17 protein-coding genes are annotated in these 15,273 nt (G+C 64.8%); 8 read left to right on the top strand and 9 right to left on the bottom strand.

Annotation, left to right across the window (positions count from 1 at the left end; translation table 11 throughout):
• Nucleotides 1-2: 2 nt before the first annotated feature.
• Together cobS and ACYU81_RS07045 are read right to left on the bottom strand one after the other, a co-directional pair.
• Nucleotides 3-1,010 carry a cobaltochelatase subunit CobS gene (cobS, locus tag ACYU81_RS07050; protein ID WP_449474459.1) on the bottom strand — a complete coding sequence of 336 codons (1,008 nt, stop codon included), beginning with the start codon at nucleotides 1,008-1,010 and terminating at the stop codon, nucleotides 3-5.
• Between the two features lie 88 nt (nucleotides 1,011-1,098).
• Nucleotides 1,099-1,716 (bottom strand): DnaJ domain-containing protein, encoded by a 618-nt coding sequence (locus ACYU81_RS07045; protein WP_460987000.1) that lies wholly within the window; start codon nucleotides 1,714-1,716, stop codon nucleotides 1,099-1,101.
• 44 nt (nucleotides 1,717-1,760) lie between these two features.
• Here ACYU81_RS07045 and ACYU81_RS07040 point away from each other — a divergent pair, with 44 nt between their 5' ends.
• Together ACYU81_RS07040 and ACYU81_RS07035 are read left to right on the top strand one after the other, a co-directional pair.
• Nucleotides 1,761-2,048, top strand: coding sequence for a BolA family protein (locus ACYU81_RS07040; RefSeq protein WP_449474457.1), 288 nt, complete (start codon nucleotides 1,761-1,763; stop codon nucleotides 2,046-2,048).
• 14 nt (nucleotides 2,049-2,062) lie between these two features.
• Complete coding sequence (locus ACYU81_RS07035; protein WP_460986999.1) at nucleotides 2,063-2,968, top strand: pirin family protein; 906 nt, start codon at nucleotides 2,063-2,065, stop codon at nucleotides 2,966-2,968.
• A 119-nt stretch (nucleotides 2,969-3,087) separates the two neighbouring features.
• Here ACYU81_RS07035 and ACYU81_RS07030 read toward each other — a convergent pair whose 3' ends face one another.
• On the bottom strand, nucleotides 3,088-3,918 hold the full coding sequence (locus ACYU81_RS07030) for an MJ0042-type zinc finger domain-containing protein (RefSeq protein ID WP_460986998.1): 831 nt from the start codon (nucleotides 3,916-3,918) through the stop codon (nucleotides 3,088-3,090).
• Between the two features lie 170 nt (nucleotides 3,919-4,088).
• Here ACYU81_RS07030 and ftsE point away from each other — a divergent pair, with 170 nt between their 5' ends.
• Genes ftsE through ACYU81_RS07010 form a run of 4 tightly spaced genes read left to right on the top strand, consistent with a single transcriptional unit; the run spans nucleotide 4,089 to nucleotide 6,971 of the window.
• A complete protein-coding gene (ftsE, locus tag ACYU81_RS07025; RefSeq protein WP_196224841.1) occupies nucleotides 4,089-4,805 on the top strand; it encodes a cell division ATP-binding protein FtsE in 717 nt (238 codons plus the stop codon).
• Nucleotides 4,802-5,704 (top strand): cell division protein FtsX, encoded by a 903-nt coding sequence (locus ACYU81_RS07020; protein ID WP_460986997.1) that lies wholly within the window; start codon nucleotides 4,802-4,804, stop codon nucleotides 5,702-5,704. The genes ftsE and ACYU81_RS07020 overlap by 4 nt, the downstream gene beginning before the upstream one ends.
• Nucleotides 5,701-6,231: a YdcF family protein gene (locus ACYU81_RS07015; protein WP_460986996.1), complete on the top strand. Its 531-nt coding sequence runs from the start codon at nucleotides 5,701-5,703 to the stop codon at nucleotides 6,229-6,231. Before ACYU81_RS07020 ends, ACYU81_RS07015 begins: the two co-directional genes overlap by 4 nt.
• Nucleotides 6,232-6,242: 11 nt before the next feature.
• Nucleotides 6,243-6,971 (top strand): lysophospholipid acyltransferase family protein, encoded by a 729-nt coding sequence (locus ACYU81_RS07010; protein ID WP_460986995.1) that lies wholly within the window; start codon nucleotides 6,243-6,245, stop codon nucleotides 6,969-6,971.
• Between the two features lie 178 nt (nucleotides 6,972-7,149).
• Here ACYU81_RS07010 and ACYU81_RS07005 read toward each other — a convergent pair whose 3' ends face one another.
• The 3 genes from ACYU81_RS07005 to ACYU81_RS06995 are packed head-to-tail and all read right to left on the bottom strand — an operon-like array spanning nucleotide 7,150 to nucleotide 10,145.
• Nucleotides 7,150-8,055 carry a prephenate/arogenate dehydrogenase family protein gene (locus ACYU81_RS07005; RefSeq protein WP_460986994.1) on the bottom strand — a complete coding sequence of 302 codons (906 nt, stop codon included), beginning with the start codon at nucleotides 8,053-8,055 and terminating at the stop codon, nucleotides 7,150-7,152.
• A gap of 3 nt (nucleotides 8,056-8,058) precedes the next feature.
• The gene (gene hisC / locus ACYU81_RS07000) at nucleotides 8,059-9,156 is read right to left on the bottom strand and encodes a histidinol-phosphate transaminase (RefSeq protein WP_460986993.1); all 1,098 of its coding nucleotides are present in this window, start codon (nucleotides 9,154-9,156) and stop codon (nucleotides 8,059-8,061) included.
• A 41-nt stretch (nucleotides 9,157-9,197) separates the two neighbouring features.
• Complete coding sequence (locus tag ACYU81_RS06995) at nucleotides 9,198-10,145, bottom strand: 2-hydroxyacid dehydrogenase (protein WP_460986992.1); 948 nt, start codon at nucleotides 10,143-10,145, stop codon at nucleotides 9,198-9,200.
• Nucleotides 10,146-10,211: 66 nt separating this feature from the next.
• Between ACYU81_RS06995 and metX the strand changes: the two genes are divergently transcribed.
• A complete protein-coding gene (metX, locus tag ACYU81_RS06990; RefSeq protein WP_460986991.1) occupies nucleotides 10,212-11,348 on the top strand; it encodes a homoserine O-acetyltransferase MetX in 1,137 nt (378 codons plus the stop codon).
• Nucleotides 11,345-11,938, top strand: coding sequence for a methionine biosynthesis protein MetW (metW, locus tag ACYU81_RS06985; RefSeq protein WP_196224833.1), 594 nt, complete (start codon nucleotides 11,345-11,347; stop codon nucleotides 11,936-11,938). Before metX ends, metW begins: the two co-directional genes overlap by 4 nt.
• Here the strand turns inward: metW and ACYU81_RS06980 are convergent.
• From ACYU81_RS06980 to ACYU81_RS06970, 3 genes are all read right to left on the bottom strand, one after another.
• Nucleotides 11,935-12,552, bottom strand: a complete 618-nt coding sequence (locus tag ACYU81_RS06980) for a glutathione S-transferase (protein ID WP_460986990.1) — start codon at nucleotides 12,550-12,552, stop codon at nucleotides 11,935-11,937. The two genes, metW and ACYU81_RS06980, sit on opposite strands and share 4 nt — an antisense overlap.
• 18 nt (nucleotides 12,553-12,570) lie before the next feature.
• Complete coding sequence (locus tag ACYU81_RS06975; RefSeq protein WP_449474445.1) at nucleotides 12,571-14,136, bottom strand: peptide chain release factor 3; 1,566 nt, start codon at nucleotides 14,134-14,136, stop codon at nucleotides 12,571-12,573.
• Nucleotides 14,137-14,257: 121 nt separating this feature from the next.
• Nucleotides 14,258-15,139, bottom strand: coding sequence for an aldose 1-epimerase family protein (locus ACYU81_RS06970; protein WP_460986989.1), 882 nt, complete (start codon nucleotides 15,137-15,139; stop codon nucleotides 14,258-14,260).
• Nucleotides 15,140-15,273 lie beyond the last annotated feature (134 nt).

Genomic DNA, 15,273 nt, shown 5'->3' with positions numbered 1-15,273 from the left:
CGTCAGGCCGCCCGGTGGGCGACGCTTTCGGGCAGGTCCTTGCCGAACACGCGCTGATAATATTCGGCCACCAGCGGCCGTTCCGCCTCATCGCATTTGTTGAGGAAGGACAGGCGGAAGGCAAAGCCGATATTCTTGAAGATCAACGCATTTTGCGCCCAGCTGATCACGGTGCGGGGGCTCATCACGGTGGAGATATCACCATTGATGAAGCCTTGGCGGGTCAATTCCGCCACCTTGATCATATTCTCGACTTCCTTGCGGCCGCCTTCATGGTCGTACTCCCCCGACTTGGCGAGGACGATTTGCGCTTCAGTCGCGGCGGGCAGGTAATTGAGCGTCACCACCAGATTCCACCGGTCCATCTGGCCCTGGTTGATCTGCTGTGTGCCATGATAGAGGCCGGTCGTGTCGCCCAGACCCACGGTATTGGCCGTGGCGAACAGACGGAAATGCGGATTGGGCCGGATCACGCGGTTCTGGTCGAGCAGCGTCATCTTGCCGTCCGTTTCCAGCACGCGCTGGATCACGAACATGACATCGGGGCGCCCTGCGTCATATTCGTCGAACACCAGCGCCACCGGCCGCTGCAACGCCCAGGGCAGCAGCCCTTCACGGAACTCGGTAACCTGCTGTCCATCCCGCAGCACGATGGCGTCGCGGCCGACCAGGTCGATACGGCTGATATGCGCGTCCAGGTTGATGCGGATGCAGGGCCAGCGCAGCCGCGCCGCAACCTGCTCAATATGGCTCGACTTGCCGGTGCCATGATAGCCCTGCACCATGACGCGCCGGTTATAGGCAAAACCCGCCAGAATTGCGAGCGTGGTATCCGGGTCGAACACATAAGCGGGGTCGAGATCCGGCACCCGCTCGTCCGCTTCGGAAAAGGCCGGGATTTTCAGATCGACGTCAATGCCGAACACTTCCCGCGCATCCACCTCACGGTCGGGCGCAGCCAGCAGCGTCTCTGATCGGGTATCGGGCTGGACGTTGGGAATGTCGGTCATTGCTCTTCTTTCTATTCGCTCTCCTCCGCCGTAACCCATGGCGAAGGCCGGTGTCGAGTGGCCAATCCATCCGGCGCGGCCTGCCCATTCACGCGAAGGCAGCCGCCTTGCGCAGCAGCCCATAGGCCTCGATCACGCCCTGCAATGCGCTTTCGTGGCTACGGTCGCCTCCGTTATGATCGGGATGATAGCGCCGCAGCAGCTCGGTATAACGCTGTCGCAACGCCTTGCGATCCGCATCGATGGACAGGCCCATGACAGACAGCGCCTTGCGATCTTCCTTGGACAGGAATTTGCCGTCCTCGCGCATCTGCGCGTCGGCTCGTGCTTTTGCCACCCGCTCCTTGAACTTGGCGCCGATCGCGTCGAGCGGGTCCTGGAAGTCGGACCATTTGGGCGGCGGGCTGGTGGCGTTAGACGAAAAGGCGCGCGTCTCCCGCTCCCACCCCGCAAAGGGTCGTTGGGCAGCGGCGATTTCGTCGGGGCTCATGCCGGTGAAGAAATTATAGCCCTGATTGAACTCGCGCACATGATCGAGGCACAGCCAGCGCCAGCGCGGGCCTTCCTGATTGGGTGACGCGCCCTCCAGCGGCGGAGCGCGAAACTCTCCGGGCTCGGCGCACCCATCGACCGCGCAGGGGCGGTCACTTTCCACGCGGCCATGGAAGCGATTGAAACGGCGGGTCGAGTACGGGTCGGTAGACAAGATTGCCCTGATGCATGATGAAACAAAGGGCCTATATAGGGGCGATGAGCACCCAACTGAAAGGCCCGGTGGCCACGGAAATCGAACAGCGGCTGCGCGCCGCCCTGTCGCCAGAGCATCTCGCCGTGATCGACGACAGCGAGAAGCATCGCGGTCATGCGGGACATGACGGATCGGGCGAAAGCCATTTTACGGTGGAGATCGTCTCGGCCGAGTTCGCGGCCAAGAACCGCGTGGCCCGCCAGCGGCTGGTCAACGCGGCGCTCGCCGATCTGCTGCGCGACAAGGTTCACGCGCTGGCGATCAAGGCCCGTGCGCCCGGCGAAGCCTGATCAGGGGAAAGCTCATGACGTTAGACGACCTCGTCATCCAGACCGTTAGCCCGACCACCCATGATCTGGGCGACTTCCGCGTCCATCGTTCACTGCCCGCGCCGGGCCGGACGATGGTCGGCCCCTTCATCTTCTTCGATCAGGCCGGACCCGCCAAGATCGGCGCGGGCCAAGGCATCGACGTGCGCCCGCACCCGCACATCAATCTCTCGACGGTCACCTATATGTTCGAGGGCGCCTTCGTGCACCGGGACTCGCTCGGCACCGAGCAACTGATCGAGCCGGGCGCGGTCAATCTGATGACCGCAGGCAGCGGCATCGTCCATTCTGAACGCTCCCCAGACGGTGACCGCGTGCGCGAGTCCAAAATCTCGGCCATTCAGACATGGCTCGCCCTGCCCGATGGCATCGAGGAAATGGCGCCAGCCTTCGAACATGTCAGCGAGGGCGGCTTGCCTGTCATCGACTGCGGCCGGGCCAGCGCGCGCGTCATCATGGGCAGCCTGTGGGGCGCGACGTCGCCGGTCACCACCTATGCCGACACCATCTATGCCGACATTCAACTGTCACCCGGCGGGACCGTGCCGATCGACACCGATGCGGATGAACGCGCCATCTATGTCGCTGGCGGAGACGCGGCGCTCGATGGCGTCGCGTTGCTGCCCCAGACGCTCTACGTCCTGCGTCCCGGCACCCGCGCCACATTGATGAGCGTCGATGGCGGCCGGGTGATGTATTGCGGGGGCGAGGCGTTCAAGACGCCTCGCCATGTGTGGTGGAATTTCGTCTCCTCCTCGACCGATCGCCTCTATCAGGCGCGCGAGGATTGGGAGGCAATGCGCTTCCCGTTGATCCCCGGCGATGATCAGGAATTCATCCCGATCCCGAAGGGGCGGCCCAAAACGGTGAGCTATCCGTGAAACCATCCGCCCCACAATGACCGTTCGCCCTGAGCTTGTCGAAGGGCTTACCTTCTTGAAAAAGAAGGGGCTTCGACAGGCTCAGTCCGAACGAAAATGGACTGATCGAGGCTGGCCGTTTACTGAACGAAGGTCAGCGACAAATTCTCGGCATTTTTCGGAATGTCGATCCGGCTTTCGTTGATCGACGCTTCCTCGCCTGGTTTCAGGTTCGTGCGATCCGCCTTCGTCGTCCAGCTGAACACCAGCCGGTTCTGCTGATCACGCAACTGCACCAGCACCGGCGGCACCGGCAAGGTCTGCTTCCCGCTGTTCACGATCCGCGCGCCAAAGGCGAAATATTCCTCCCCGGTCGGCAGCTTGCGCCGCTCAGCGGGCTTGGACAGGTAGAATAGCAGGTCCGGATCGCCCTCTTCCGAAACAAAGCCCAGATTGACCGCCCAGCTTGGCGTGCCGAAATACCAGAGCGCGCCCCCAATGCCGCCAACCGCAAGGCAGAAAAGCACTGCCGCATAGGTCCACAGCTTCAGGCGATTGCGGCGCGGCCTGACCGGCGCGGCGTAGCTTTCCGCAGGTTCCTCGCGGTGCCGACCGTAAATGTCATCAACGCTATTATCGGTTTGCGCTGCTGACATGCTCGGCGCGACTGCCACTGGCTCGGGTATCGGCGCAGCTACCGCTTCTACTACCCGAGCGGGCTCCGCCGGAGCCTCGACAGGCGCAGCAGGAGGAGGCGGAGCAGAGGCAACAGGCGGCGGTGGGGCAGGGCGCGCTTCGGCGGCGACGGGCGCTTCCGCCATCTCCACGGCCTTTTCCCTGACCGGCAGAGCCGCACCTTCCTGGAACCAGCTATGTTTGCAGGAGGCGCAGCGAACCTGGCGGCCATCGGGGCCGACGGCGCTGTCCGGCACAATATAGCGCGTGGCGCAATTGGGACACACCAGGATCATGACGCTTCATAGCCATGGCTTGGACTCGAGGGCAAGCGGCATTGAATGGGGAGGCCGAAGATGCCGCGACTCGGTGGATGATGGCGCTTGGCGCTTTACGCCTGCCTGCCCGCTGTGCCATGGCTGTATCCAAGGGGAAGCAGGGAGCGCGCAGGCGCATTCATTAAAGCATGTCGGCGATCGTCCAGTTCGAAAATGTCGGCCTGCGCTATGGTCTGGATAGCGAGACGCTGTCCGACGTCAGCTTCTCGCTGCATGGCGGCGGCTTCTATTTCCTGACCGGCGCGTCGGGCGCGGGCAAGACGTCGCTGCTGAAGCTCCTTTACCTGGCCCAGCGCCCCAGTCGCGGCGTCATCCGATTGTTCGGAGAGGATGTGGTGACACTCCCCCGCAAGCGCCTGCCGGGCTTTCGCCGCCGCATCGGCGTCGTTTTTCAGGACTTTCGGCTGGTCGCGCACCTGTCCGCCTATGACAATATCGCCCTGCCGCTGCGGGTCGCGGGCATGGAGGAAAGCGAGATCGACGCTTCGGTCTCGGAGATGCTCAATTGGGTCGGCCTTGGTGACCGGGGGCAGGCGCGCCCGGCGACACTCTCGGGCGGAGAGCAGCAGCGCGTCGCCATCGCGCGCGCCGTCATCGCCCGGCCCGAAATCCTTGTCGCGGATGAACCCACCGGCAACGTCGATGCCGACATGGCCCGCCGTCTGCTCACCCTGTTCGAAGCGCTCAACCGCCTCGGCACCACCATCGTCGTCGCGACCCACGACCTGCCGTTGATCGGTCAGGTCGAAGGCGCGCAGATGATGCGGCTGGACAAGGGTCGGCTGTCCGATCCCACGGGATCACTGCGCTACCCGCCCCGGCCGCAGGGCGCGGCAGCGTCATGACGGGCGCAGACCGCCGCGCCGCCGCCGCCGCCCGTCACCGGCTTCTGCCCGAAGGCCGCGTCGCCGGACCCATGCCTTGGGTTATCGCGATCATGATGTTCCTGACCGTCCTTGCCGCAGCCTCTGGCCTCGGCCTCGCGGCGGCTGTGCAATCCGTCGGCGCGGACCTTGCCGGACGCGCCACGGTCCAGATTGTGGAGGCGAATGCCGACCGGCGCGAGGCACTGAGCGGCGCGGCAGCCCGCCTGCTGCGCAAATCCGCTGACGTGCGCGCCGTCCATCCGGTCGATCCGGCGACCCTCGCCGACCAGATCCGCCCGTGGCTCGGCCAGGATGCGGCAAGCGGCGACCTGCCCATCCCGGCGCTGATCGATGTCGAACTAACCCCCGGCGCGACGGCAGCCAAGGTGCAGCGGCTGGGCCGCGTCTTCGCGACCCTGTCCCCGAACATCCGCGTCGAACCCCACGCCGCCTTCCTCCAGCCGCTCGGCAGCCTGCTTGCCGCGCTAGGTGGCCTCGCCGCTGGCATCGTTCTGCTGATGGCGCTCGCCACCGCCGCCATCGTCGTGCTTGCCGCGCGCGCCGCGCATGACAGCCATCGCGGCACGATCGACGTGCTCCACCTGATGGGCGCCACCGATGTGCAGATCGCCCGGCTATTTCAGCGGCGCATCGGCCTCGACGCGCTGTTCGGCGGCCTGCTGGGCTTCGTCACCGCGTTGCTGGTCATCATCCTGCTGGGCACCCGGCTCGCGGCGACAGGGTCTGATCTGCTGGCGGCGATCAGCCTGCCGTGGAGCAGTTGGCTGATCCTTGCCACCCTGCCCATAGGCGGCGTCCTGCTCTCGACGCTGGCCGCGCGGTGGACCGTCCTGCGGTCCCTGGGGCGGTTGCTATGATCGTCCGCCTCTTCGCGGTGACATTGCTCGCCTGGATGCTGGGTTTCGCTTGGTTCGCGATCTTCCTGCCCCAGCCGCTCGATGGCCGCCCGACAGACGCCATCGTCGTGCTGACGGGCGGCGCGGGCCGGATCGACCGTGGCCTTGCCCTGCTTGAAGAGGGTGCGGCGAAGCGAATGCTGATCTCCGGCGTCGATCGCTCCGTCCGCCCGGCGGAACTGGCAGCGCAATATGAAAGGCCCGAACGCCTGTTTTCCTGCTGCATAACCTTGGGCCGCGAAGCGATCGACACCCGCTCCAACGCCATCGAAACCGCCCATTGGCTGGAGCGCAGGGACTTCCGCACCGTCCGCCTCATCACAACGGACTGGCACATGCGCCGCGCCGCGCTTGAACTGCGGCAGGCGGTGCCCGGCAATCTGACGATCGTCTATGACGCCGTGCCCAGCAGGCCGAGCCTCAGGATGCTGATGCGCGAATATAATAAATATCTCCTCCGCCGCGCCGCCGCGCTCGTCGGGATTTGAAGAACGGCCTTATGATCACCGCCCTGCGCTCGCTCGTCTTCATGCTGATATTCTACAGCGGCTCCTTGCTGCTGGTTCTCGCCGCTCTGGCTGTGGCATGGCCATGGCCTGCGGGGGTTCCGGTCGTCGCGACGGCCTGGGGCCGCTTCCACCGCCTCTGCGCGCGCTGGATTCTCGGGCAAAAGGTGCGGATCGAAGGCGACCTGCCGCACGGCAGCTATCTCTATATCGTCAAGCATGAGTCGATGTTCGAAACCATCGACCTGCTCTGCATCTTCGATCGCCCGGTCATCGCGGCGAAGCGCGAACTGCTCGACATTCCTTTGTGGGGCCGTATCGGTCGGCTGTACGGCCTTATCCCGGTCGAGCGCACCGCTGGGGCCAGCGCCCTGCGGACCCTGCGAGCCGCCGCCCGCGCCGCAACCGATCAGGGCCGCGCCGTTTGCCTCTTTCCAGAAGGTACGCGCGTCCCTCATGGCGAGGCGCCGCCGTTGCGGGCGGGTTTCGCGGGCCTTTATTCCCTCCTCGCTTTGCCCGTCGTTCCGATCGCGATCGACAGCGGGCGCCTTTCCCCGCGCGGCAAATTCCTGAAGCGCGCGGGCGTCATCACCTACAAGGTCGGGGAAGTGATCCCGACCGGCCTGGACCGCCGAGACGCCGAAATCCGCGTCCATGCCGCGATCAACGCGCTGAATCCCGCGCATGCCTTTGACAAGCTCAACCCAAACGCGGTCGAGTGATCCCGGATAAAAGGCGCGAAGCCTTAGAGCATGATCATATTTGAGTGATCGTCACCCCGGACTTGATCCGGGGTCCCGCTTCTTTTCTGACGCTGCCGAGGCAGTGGGACCCCGGATCAAGTCCGGGGTGACGGAAAATCCGCCTTAATGCCGATGCTTCCGTGTAAGAAGATCGGTCCTAGTGACGCCGCCCGAAGTCGGGCTTGGGATCGTCCTGCCCCTGTTCGATGATCGACCGGCGGATGGCCCGCGTCTTGGTGAACAGGTTGAACAATGTGTCCCCGTCATTCCACCGGATCGCCCGCTGCAAAGCGGACAGGTCCTCGGAGAAACGCTGTAGCATTTCCAGCACAGCGTCCTTGTTCGCCAGGAACACGTCGCGCCACATGGTGGGATCGGACGCCGCAATGCGGGTGAAATCGCGAAAACCGCCAGCGGAATATTTGATGACCTCGGACTGGGTCACATCCTCCAGATCGCTCGCCGTGCCGACGATGGTGTAGGCGATAAGGTGCGGCAGATGGCTCGTCACGGCCAGCACCAGGTCATGATGCTGCGGGTCCATCGTCTCGACGTCCGCGCCGACGCGATGCCATAGCTCGGAAATGCGCTCGACCGCAGCCGGATCGGCTCCGGCAGGCGGCGTGATGATGCACCAGCGGCCTTGGAACAAGCTGGCGAAACCCGCCTCAGGCCCGCTATTCTCTGTCCCGGCGACCGGATGCGCGGGGATGATGGCCCGTCCGGGCAGGGCCGCGTTCAGCTGCGCCAGCACATCGGCCTTGCATGATCCCACATCGCTCACGATCGCATCGGCGGGCAGATCGTCCGCAATCTCCGCCGCCGCCGCGCCCATGGCCCGTACCGGCACGCACAGCACGACCAGGTCGGCGTCGGTCACGCTGGCACCGGCCGTGTCGGTCACATCGTCGCACAGGTCGATCGCCCGCGCGATCTGCCGCACATTTGGATCGGCGTCATGCCCCGTCACCCGAACGGTGGGCATATATTCGCGGATCGCCCGCGCGAGCGATGAGCCGATCAGGCCAAGGCCGATGATGGTGACGCGGGAGAAAGGCAGCATGGTTCAGGCCGCCTCCGCCATCGCCCGCAGCTTCGCCGCGACCGCGCGCACCTGTTCTTCGGTGCCGATGGTGATGCGCAGGCCATTGGGCAGCCCCTGGCCGGGCAGCCAGCGCGTCGCAAAGCCTTCGTCCCACAGCCCCTTCATCGCCGCCTCGGCGGTCAGCTTGCCGTTGAACAGGATCAGCAGGAAATTGGCCTTGCTCGGCACCGCCCGCAGCCCATGGTTGGACAGCGAAGCAACCTCATCGGTCAGCCAGGCCCGCCATGTGCGATTGTGCGCCCGGCTGGCATCCACCCACGCCTGATCCTTCACCGCCGCGATCGCCGCCGCCTGTCCGGCTGTGGTGACATTGAACGGCGCACGAATGCGATGCAGCGCGTCGATGATCTCCGCGCTGGCATAGCCCCAGCCAATCCGCTCGGCGGCGAGGCCGTAGATTTTGGAGAAGGTGCGGGTCACCAGCACATTGGCCGCATTCTTGGCCAGCTCCAGCCCGTCATCATCCTCATCTGCGTCCAGATATTCGGCATAGGCCTGATCCAGCACGAACAAAATGTCCGGCCGCAGCGCCGCGTGCAGCCGCGCAATATCCTCGCGCGGCGTCATGGTGCCCGTCGGATTGTTGGGATTGGCCAGGAAAACGACCTTGGTCTTTTCCGTCACGCAGGCGAGCAATGCGTCCACGTCGGTCGCATAATCCTTGTCCGGCGCGATCACCGGGGTCGCGCCGACCCGCCGCGCGGCGATGTCGTAAACCGAAAAACCATAATGGACGTAAAGTATCTCGTCGCCAGGTCCGGCATAGGCGCTCGCCGCAATGTGCAGCAACTCGTCGGACCCAGTGCCGTAGATCACCCGAGCGGGATCAAGGCCATGCACCGCCGCAATCGCCTCGCGCATCTTCGCCGCGCCCGGATCGGGGTAGGTCGCAAGGTCCGCCGTCGCCGCGATCAGCGCCGCCCGCGCGGCCGCGCCGGTGCCCAGCGGGTTTTCATTCGCGCTGAGCTTGATCAGCGGGCGTCCATCATCGGCCGCTGCCTTACCCGGCACATAGGGCGAAATGCCCAGAATCCATTCCTTGGGAGCAGGTTTCGTCATGGCCGGGCTTTAGCGCCATCGGCGGCAAAGGCAAAGCGCTGCTAGATGACCGGCGTCACCAGCGGCTTGCCCGCCGCCCACGCGTCCAGATTGGCGAGCACCAGGTCGGCCATCGCCTTGCGCGTGTTCACCGTGGCGCTACCCTGATGCGGTTGCAGCACGACATTATCCATGGCGAACAAAGTCTCGGGCACGTGCGGCTCCTGCGCGAACACGTCCAGCCCGGCACCACCGACCCGACCTTCCGCCAGCGCCGCGACCAGCGCGGCCTCATCGATGACGCTCCCCCGGCTGATGTTGATCAGCACGCCCTGCGGCCCCAGCGCCTCCAGCATCGCCGCATCGACTAGCCCGTGCGCTTCCGGCCCGCCCGATGTCGCGACGATCATCGCCTCGCTCTCTCGCGCGAAGGCGATGCGGTCGGCCACATAGCGATAGGGGGCATCCGGTGCAGGTCTGCGGTTATGATAAATGATCTCGCTTGCCACCGGCTCCAGCCGCCGCGCTATCGCCCGCCCGATCCGGCCCAGTCCCAATATCCCGATCCTGCGCCCCGTTACGCTGCCGCTCAACGGCGCCGTGCCACCCCGCGCCCAACCGCCAGACCGCACCATCCGATCGTTGGCAGCGATATTGCGAACGGCCGCGTAAAGCAGGCCTACCGCCAGATCGGCCACGTCGTCGGTCAGGACATCCGGCGTGTTGCTGACCTTGATGCCCTTCGCCTTGGCATGCGCGACATCGACCTTGTCATAGCCAACCGAAAACAGCCCGATCATCTCCAGCCGGGGCAGCGCATCCATGATCGCGGCAGAAGCGCCGACCGCCCCGAACGACACCAGCGCCCGCGCCTCCTGCACCGCCTCGGGCAGCGCGTCCGGATCGGCAGCCGCCGCCAACTCATGCACGATGAATCGGGCCTTCAACTGCTCTTCCAGATAGGAGGACAGGGGGCCATAGATGACGATCGGAATGCGGGTCTGGCTCATGTCCTCGTCCTAGCCCATCCCCCGCCGATTGACAGCACCCCTCCACGGTCCTAGCCCGCTCTGACCATGGCCAGCGCCCCCTTCACCGACGACAGCCGTTTCGGCCTCCGCCGCCAGGTCCGCCTGTCCGGCCCCCTGCGGCTGGACAGCGGCGCGGCCTTGGCGCCCGTCGACATCGCCTATGAAACCTATGGGCGGATGAACGCAGACAAGTCGAACGTCATCCTCATCTGCCACGCGCTGACCGGCGACCAATATGTGGCGTCTGACCACCCCGTCACTGGTAAGCCCGGCTGGTGGTGGCGCATGGTGGGCGAGGGAAAACCCATCGACCCTGCGCGCCATTTCATCGTCTGCGCCAACGTCATCGGCAGCTGCATGGGTTCCAGCGGCCCCGCCAGCGTCGATCCATCGAGCAATGCGCCCTATGCGATGCGCTTCCCGGTGCTGACCATCGCCGACATGGTGCGCGCCCAAGCGCTGCTGCTTAACCATCTGGGCGTCGATCGCCTCTCTGCCGTCATCGGCGGCTCCATGGGCGGCATGCAGGCGCTTAGCTGGCCAACCATCTTTCCGGATCGCGTCGAAAGCTGCATCGTCATCGCCTCGACCGCCCGGCACAGCGCCCAGAACATCGCGTTCCACGAAGTCGGGCGGCAAGCGATCATGGCCGATCCCAACTGGCGCGGCGGCGACTATTATGCCGACGCCCAGGTGCCGAGCGCCGGCCTTGCCGTTGCCCGCATGGCCGCGCACATCACCTATCTGTCCGAAGCGGGCCTAACCGAGAAATTCGGCCGCCGCCTGCAAGGGCGCGATGCCAAGACCTTCGGCTTCGACGCCGACTTTCAGGTGGAAAGCTATCTGCGCCATCAGGGCTTGAGTTTCGTCGAGCGGTTCGACGCCAACTCCTATCTCTATATCACTCGCGCCATGGACTATTATGACATTGCGGAGGATCATGGCGGCAGCCTCGCCAAGGCATTCGCCCCATCAAAGGCACGCTTCTGCCTGGTAAGCTTCGACACGGACTGGCTCTACCCCACGGCGGAGTCCCGCATCATCGTTCACGCCCTCAATGCCAGCGGCGCGCACGCCAGCTTCGTTGAGCTATCCAGCCCCTTCGGCCATGACGCGTTCCTGCTGGAATGCCCGGAATTGAACCGCGTCGTCGATGGCTTCCTCAAGGGCGGCCGCGCGTGAGCGAGACGCTTCGGCCGGACCTCGCCCTGATCGCCCGCACCGTAACGCCGGGCGCGCGCGTGCTGGACGTCGGCTGCGGCGACGGCGCGCTCATGGCCGCGCTGCGCGACACGAAACAGGTGGACGCGCGCGGGCTGGAACTGGACGCGGGCAATGTCGCCGCCGCCGTCGGCCGGGGCCTGTCGGTCGTGCAGGGCGACGCCGACACCGACCTTGCCTATTATCCCGACGCCAGCTTCGACTATGCGATCCTCAGCCAGACGCTACAGACCACCCGCCGCCCGGATCTGGTCGTGGAGGAGCTGCTGCGTATCGGCCGTCAGGCGTTCGTCTCCTTCCCCAATTTCGCGCATTGGCGCGGACGGCTGTCGCTGATGTGGGGTGGGCGCATGCCGGTGACGCGCCTGTTGCCCGACACCTGGTACGACACGCTCAACATCCACCATGTCACCGTCGATGATTTCCGCGCGCTGGTGAAGGATCGCGGCTGGACCATTGATGGCCAATGGTTCCTGAAGGGCGACAAGGAAACCACCCACGCGAACGCCAACCTGTTCGCCGAGCACGCTGTCTTCCTGCTGCGCCGCTAAAGAAAGACCGCCGCGTCACCCGGTTGCCATGCGGCTCTGCGGGTCATGGCGCGGTCAAACAATTCCGACCCGATCAAAGCGCGCAACCATGCCTGCACACGCGGCACGGGCTGTGCGTCAAACCACGCCTGATCAGCCGCCGCAAACTGCCGCACAAACGGAAAGATCGCGATGTCGGCCAGCATCCTGCGCTCGCCACACAGGAAAGCGCTTCTCTCCAGCCGCGTTTCCAGTTCGCCCAGCCATGCCATCCCGGCAGCGCGATGTTCCAGCGGGTCCGACCCATGGCGCGTCGCATATTTGTAGCGGTTGAGATGTTGCTTGAACGGCTCGTCATTGGCGGCGATCAGCGCCGCGTCATCCCCGTCGAGCCAACCCTCCGGATCATCCAGGCGAAGCGCCCAGCGCATGATATCCAGGCTCTCGTCAATCACGTCGCCGCCGGGTAACGCCAGCACCGGCACCGTCCCCTTGGGTGACAGCGCCAGCATCGACGCAGGCTTGTCGCGCAAGACGACCTCGCGCAACTCCACCTGCTGCCCGCTGATGATCAGCGCCATCCGCGCCCGCATGGCATAGGGGCAGCGCCGGAAACTGTAGAGGATGGCGCTCATCCCACGCCCGCCGAAGCTTCAGCGTTCCTTGGTCGCGCTGAACTTCACCTTGGGATGCCGCTCCTGCTGATAACCCACATCCCACGCGCTCTTCGCCATGAAGACGAGGTTGCCGTCGCGGTCCTTCGCCATGTTCGCCACGTTGAACGATGCCAAGTCCTTCACCGCCGCCTCATCACCGGAAATCCAGCGCGCCGTATCGAAGGGAGATGCCTCCAGCCCCGCCGCTACCTTATACTCGGCTTCCAACCGCGAAATCAGCACGTCCAGCTGCAACTGCCCAACCACGCCGACGACCCAGCTGCTGCCGATCTCGGGATAGAAAACCTGGATCACGCCTTCTTCGGACAGATCGTCCAGCGCCTTCCTCAACTGCTTCGTCTTGGTCGGATCCTTCAGCGCCACGCGCCGCAATATTTCCGGTGCAAAGTTCGGCAGCCCCGTAAAGCGCACCCCCGCCTTCTCGCTCAGCGTATCGCCGACCCGCAACGTCCCATGGTTGGGAATGCCGATAATGTCGCCGGGAAAAGCCTCATCCGCAATCTCGCGGTCCTGCGCAAAGAACAGGATCGGCGAGTGCACCGCGATCGGCTTGCCCGACCCGCTCGGCGTCAGCTTCATGCCGCGCCGGAACTTGCCCGAACAGAGCCGCATGAAGGCGATGCGATCCCGATGCTGCGGGTCCATGTTCGCCTGAACCTTGAAAATGAATCCGGTGACTTCGCTATTTTCCGGCTCGACCGGCGCCGGTTCGGCGGGCTGCGCACGCGGCGGCGGCGCATGGGCGGCAAGCGCATCGATCAGTTCGGTGACGCCGAACAGCTTGAGCGCCGATCCGAAATAGACCGGCGTCAGATCCCCGTGGCGATAGGCCGCCAGATCGAAGTCCGCATAGCCGCCAACCGCCAACTCCGCTTCCTCGCGCAGCTTTTCGAGGCCCCGCGCGGAAATATGTTCGGCCAGCGCATCATCATCGATCCCCTCGACGAACACCTGCTTGCCCTCAAACTCCTTGCTCGGCCCGCTGGGCTGCCGCAGCCGGTTCTTGGCGAAGTCGTAAATCCCCTCAAACTCACCGCCCATGCCGACCGGCCAGCTCATCGGGCACACGTCCAGCGCCAGCGCGTCCGCCACTTCGTCCAGCAGGGCGAAGGTATCGCGCCCTTCGCGGTCCACCTTGTTGACGAAAGTGATGATCGGCACGTTGCGCAACCGGCACACTTCGAACAGCTTGCGCGTCTGCGGTTCGATACCCTTGGCCGCATCGATCACCATGACCGCCGAATCCACCGCCGTCAGCGTGCGATAGGTATCTTCCGAAAAATCCTCGTGCCCCGGCGTGTCGAGCAGGTTGAAGGTGATGCCGTCGCGTTCGAACGTCATGACCGAGCTGGTCACGGAAATGCCGCGCTGCTGCTCGATCTTCATCCAGTCCGACCGCGCCCGCCGGTTCGCCCCGCGCGCCTTGACCTCACCGGCCAGATGGATGGCGCCGCCTTCCAGCAGCAGCTTCTCCGTCAGCGTGGTCTTACCCGCGTCAGGGTGGGAAATGATCGCGAAGGTGCGGCGGGATGGGATGGTCATGATGTTGTCGGGGGCTCGGTACAAAAACAACCGTTCGCCCTGAGCTTGTCGAAGGGCTTTACTTCCTTCCAGGGAAGAGGCTTCGACAGGCTCAGCCCGAACGGAATCATGGAAGCCGCCGTTACACGTCCACGACCGTCACGTCCATGCGGAACCGCCGCTCGTCCCCCGGCAGTAGCCGCATGATGCCCTGCTTGTCCCAGACATCTCCCTCGAACCCGACCAGGTCAGCCATCCCCGCCCAGGGCTCGACGCACAGATAATGCGCCCCCGGCTTCTGCCACAGCCCCAGCCATGGCGTATCGGGAAAGTCGATCTTCAGCCGCGTCTGTCCCGGCACACCCCAATATAGGCTGTCGCTCTCCAACGCATCCCAGACCAGCGCATCGCCCTCGAACATCGCATGGGTGGGATGCAGGACCTTGCCCTTCACCGGCGATGCAACGGTTTCCCGCGCGATCAGACCCGGCTCGTTTCCCACCTTGCGCAGCGGTGCCGTTTCCGCCTTCTCAAACTCTATCCGATGATCGTCCGCCGAACCCCCAAAGGGCAGCGGCCAGGCAAAGGCCGGATGATAGCCAAAGGAAAAGGGCATGTCCGCCTCGCCCCGGTTTATGACCGTGGCCGTCATCATCAGCGTTCCGCCCGCGACAGCGAACTGCATGTCCAGCCGGAAATCGAACGGATAGACGGCCCGCGTCGCCGCGTCCGCCTCCAGCCGGAAGATCACCGATTCCGGCCGATGCTCCACCTGCGCGAACGCCATGTGCCGGGCAAAGCCGTGCTGCGGCATCGGATAGTCATGCCCGTCCAGGCGATACACATCATTGCGTGACCGCCCGACGAAAGGAAACAGCAACGGCGCATGCCCCGTCCACCAGCGCGGATCGGCATCGGTCATCAGTTCGCGCCCGGCAGAGTCCTTGAGCGACCAAAGCTCCGCGCCCAGCGGGTTGATGGCGGCGGTCAGCCCGTCCGACGCGATCGTTACAAGCTCGTCCATCAGCCCTCTACTTTTGATCCTGTCGGTCCAGCCCACTATTTCCGTTCGGACTGAGCTTGTCGAAGTCCTTCTCTTCTCTTCAACGGAGTAAAGCCAGCCTCGCTACTCCCCCTCCGGATCAGTCAGCCAGACCC

It is taken from the genome of Sphingobium sp. TomTYG75 (assembly GCF_054771635.1).
This window is presented reverse-complemented; position numbering and strand designations above follow the sequence as displayed.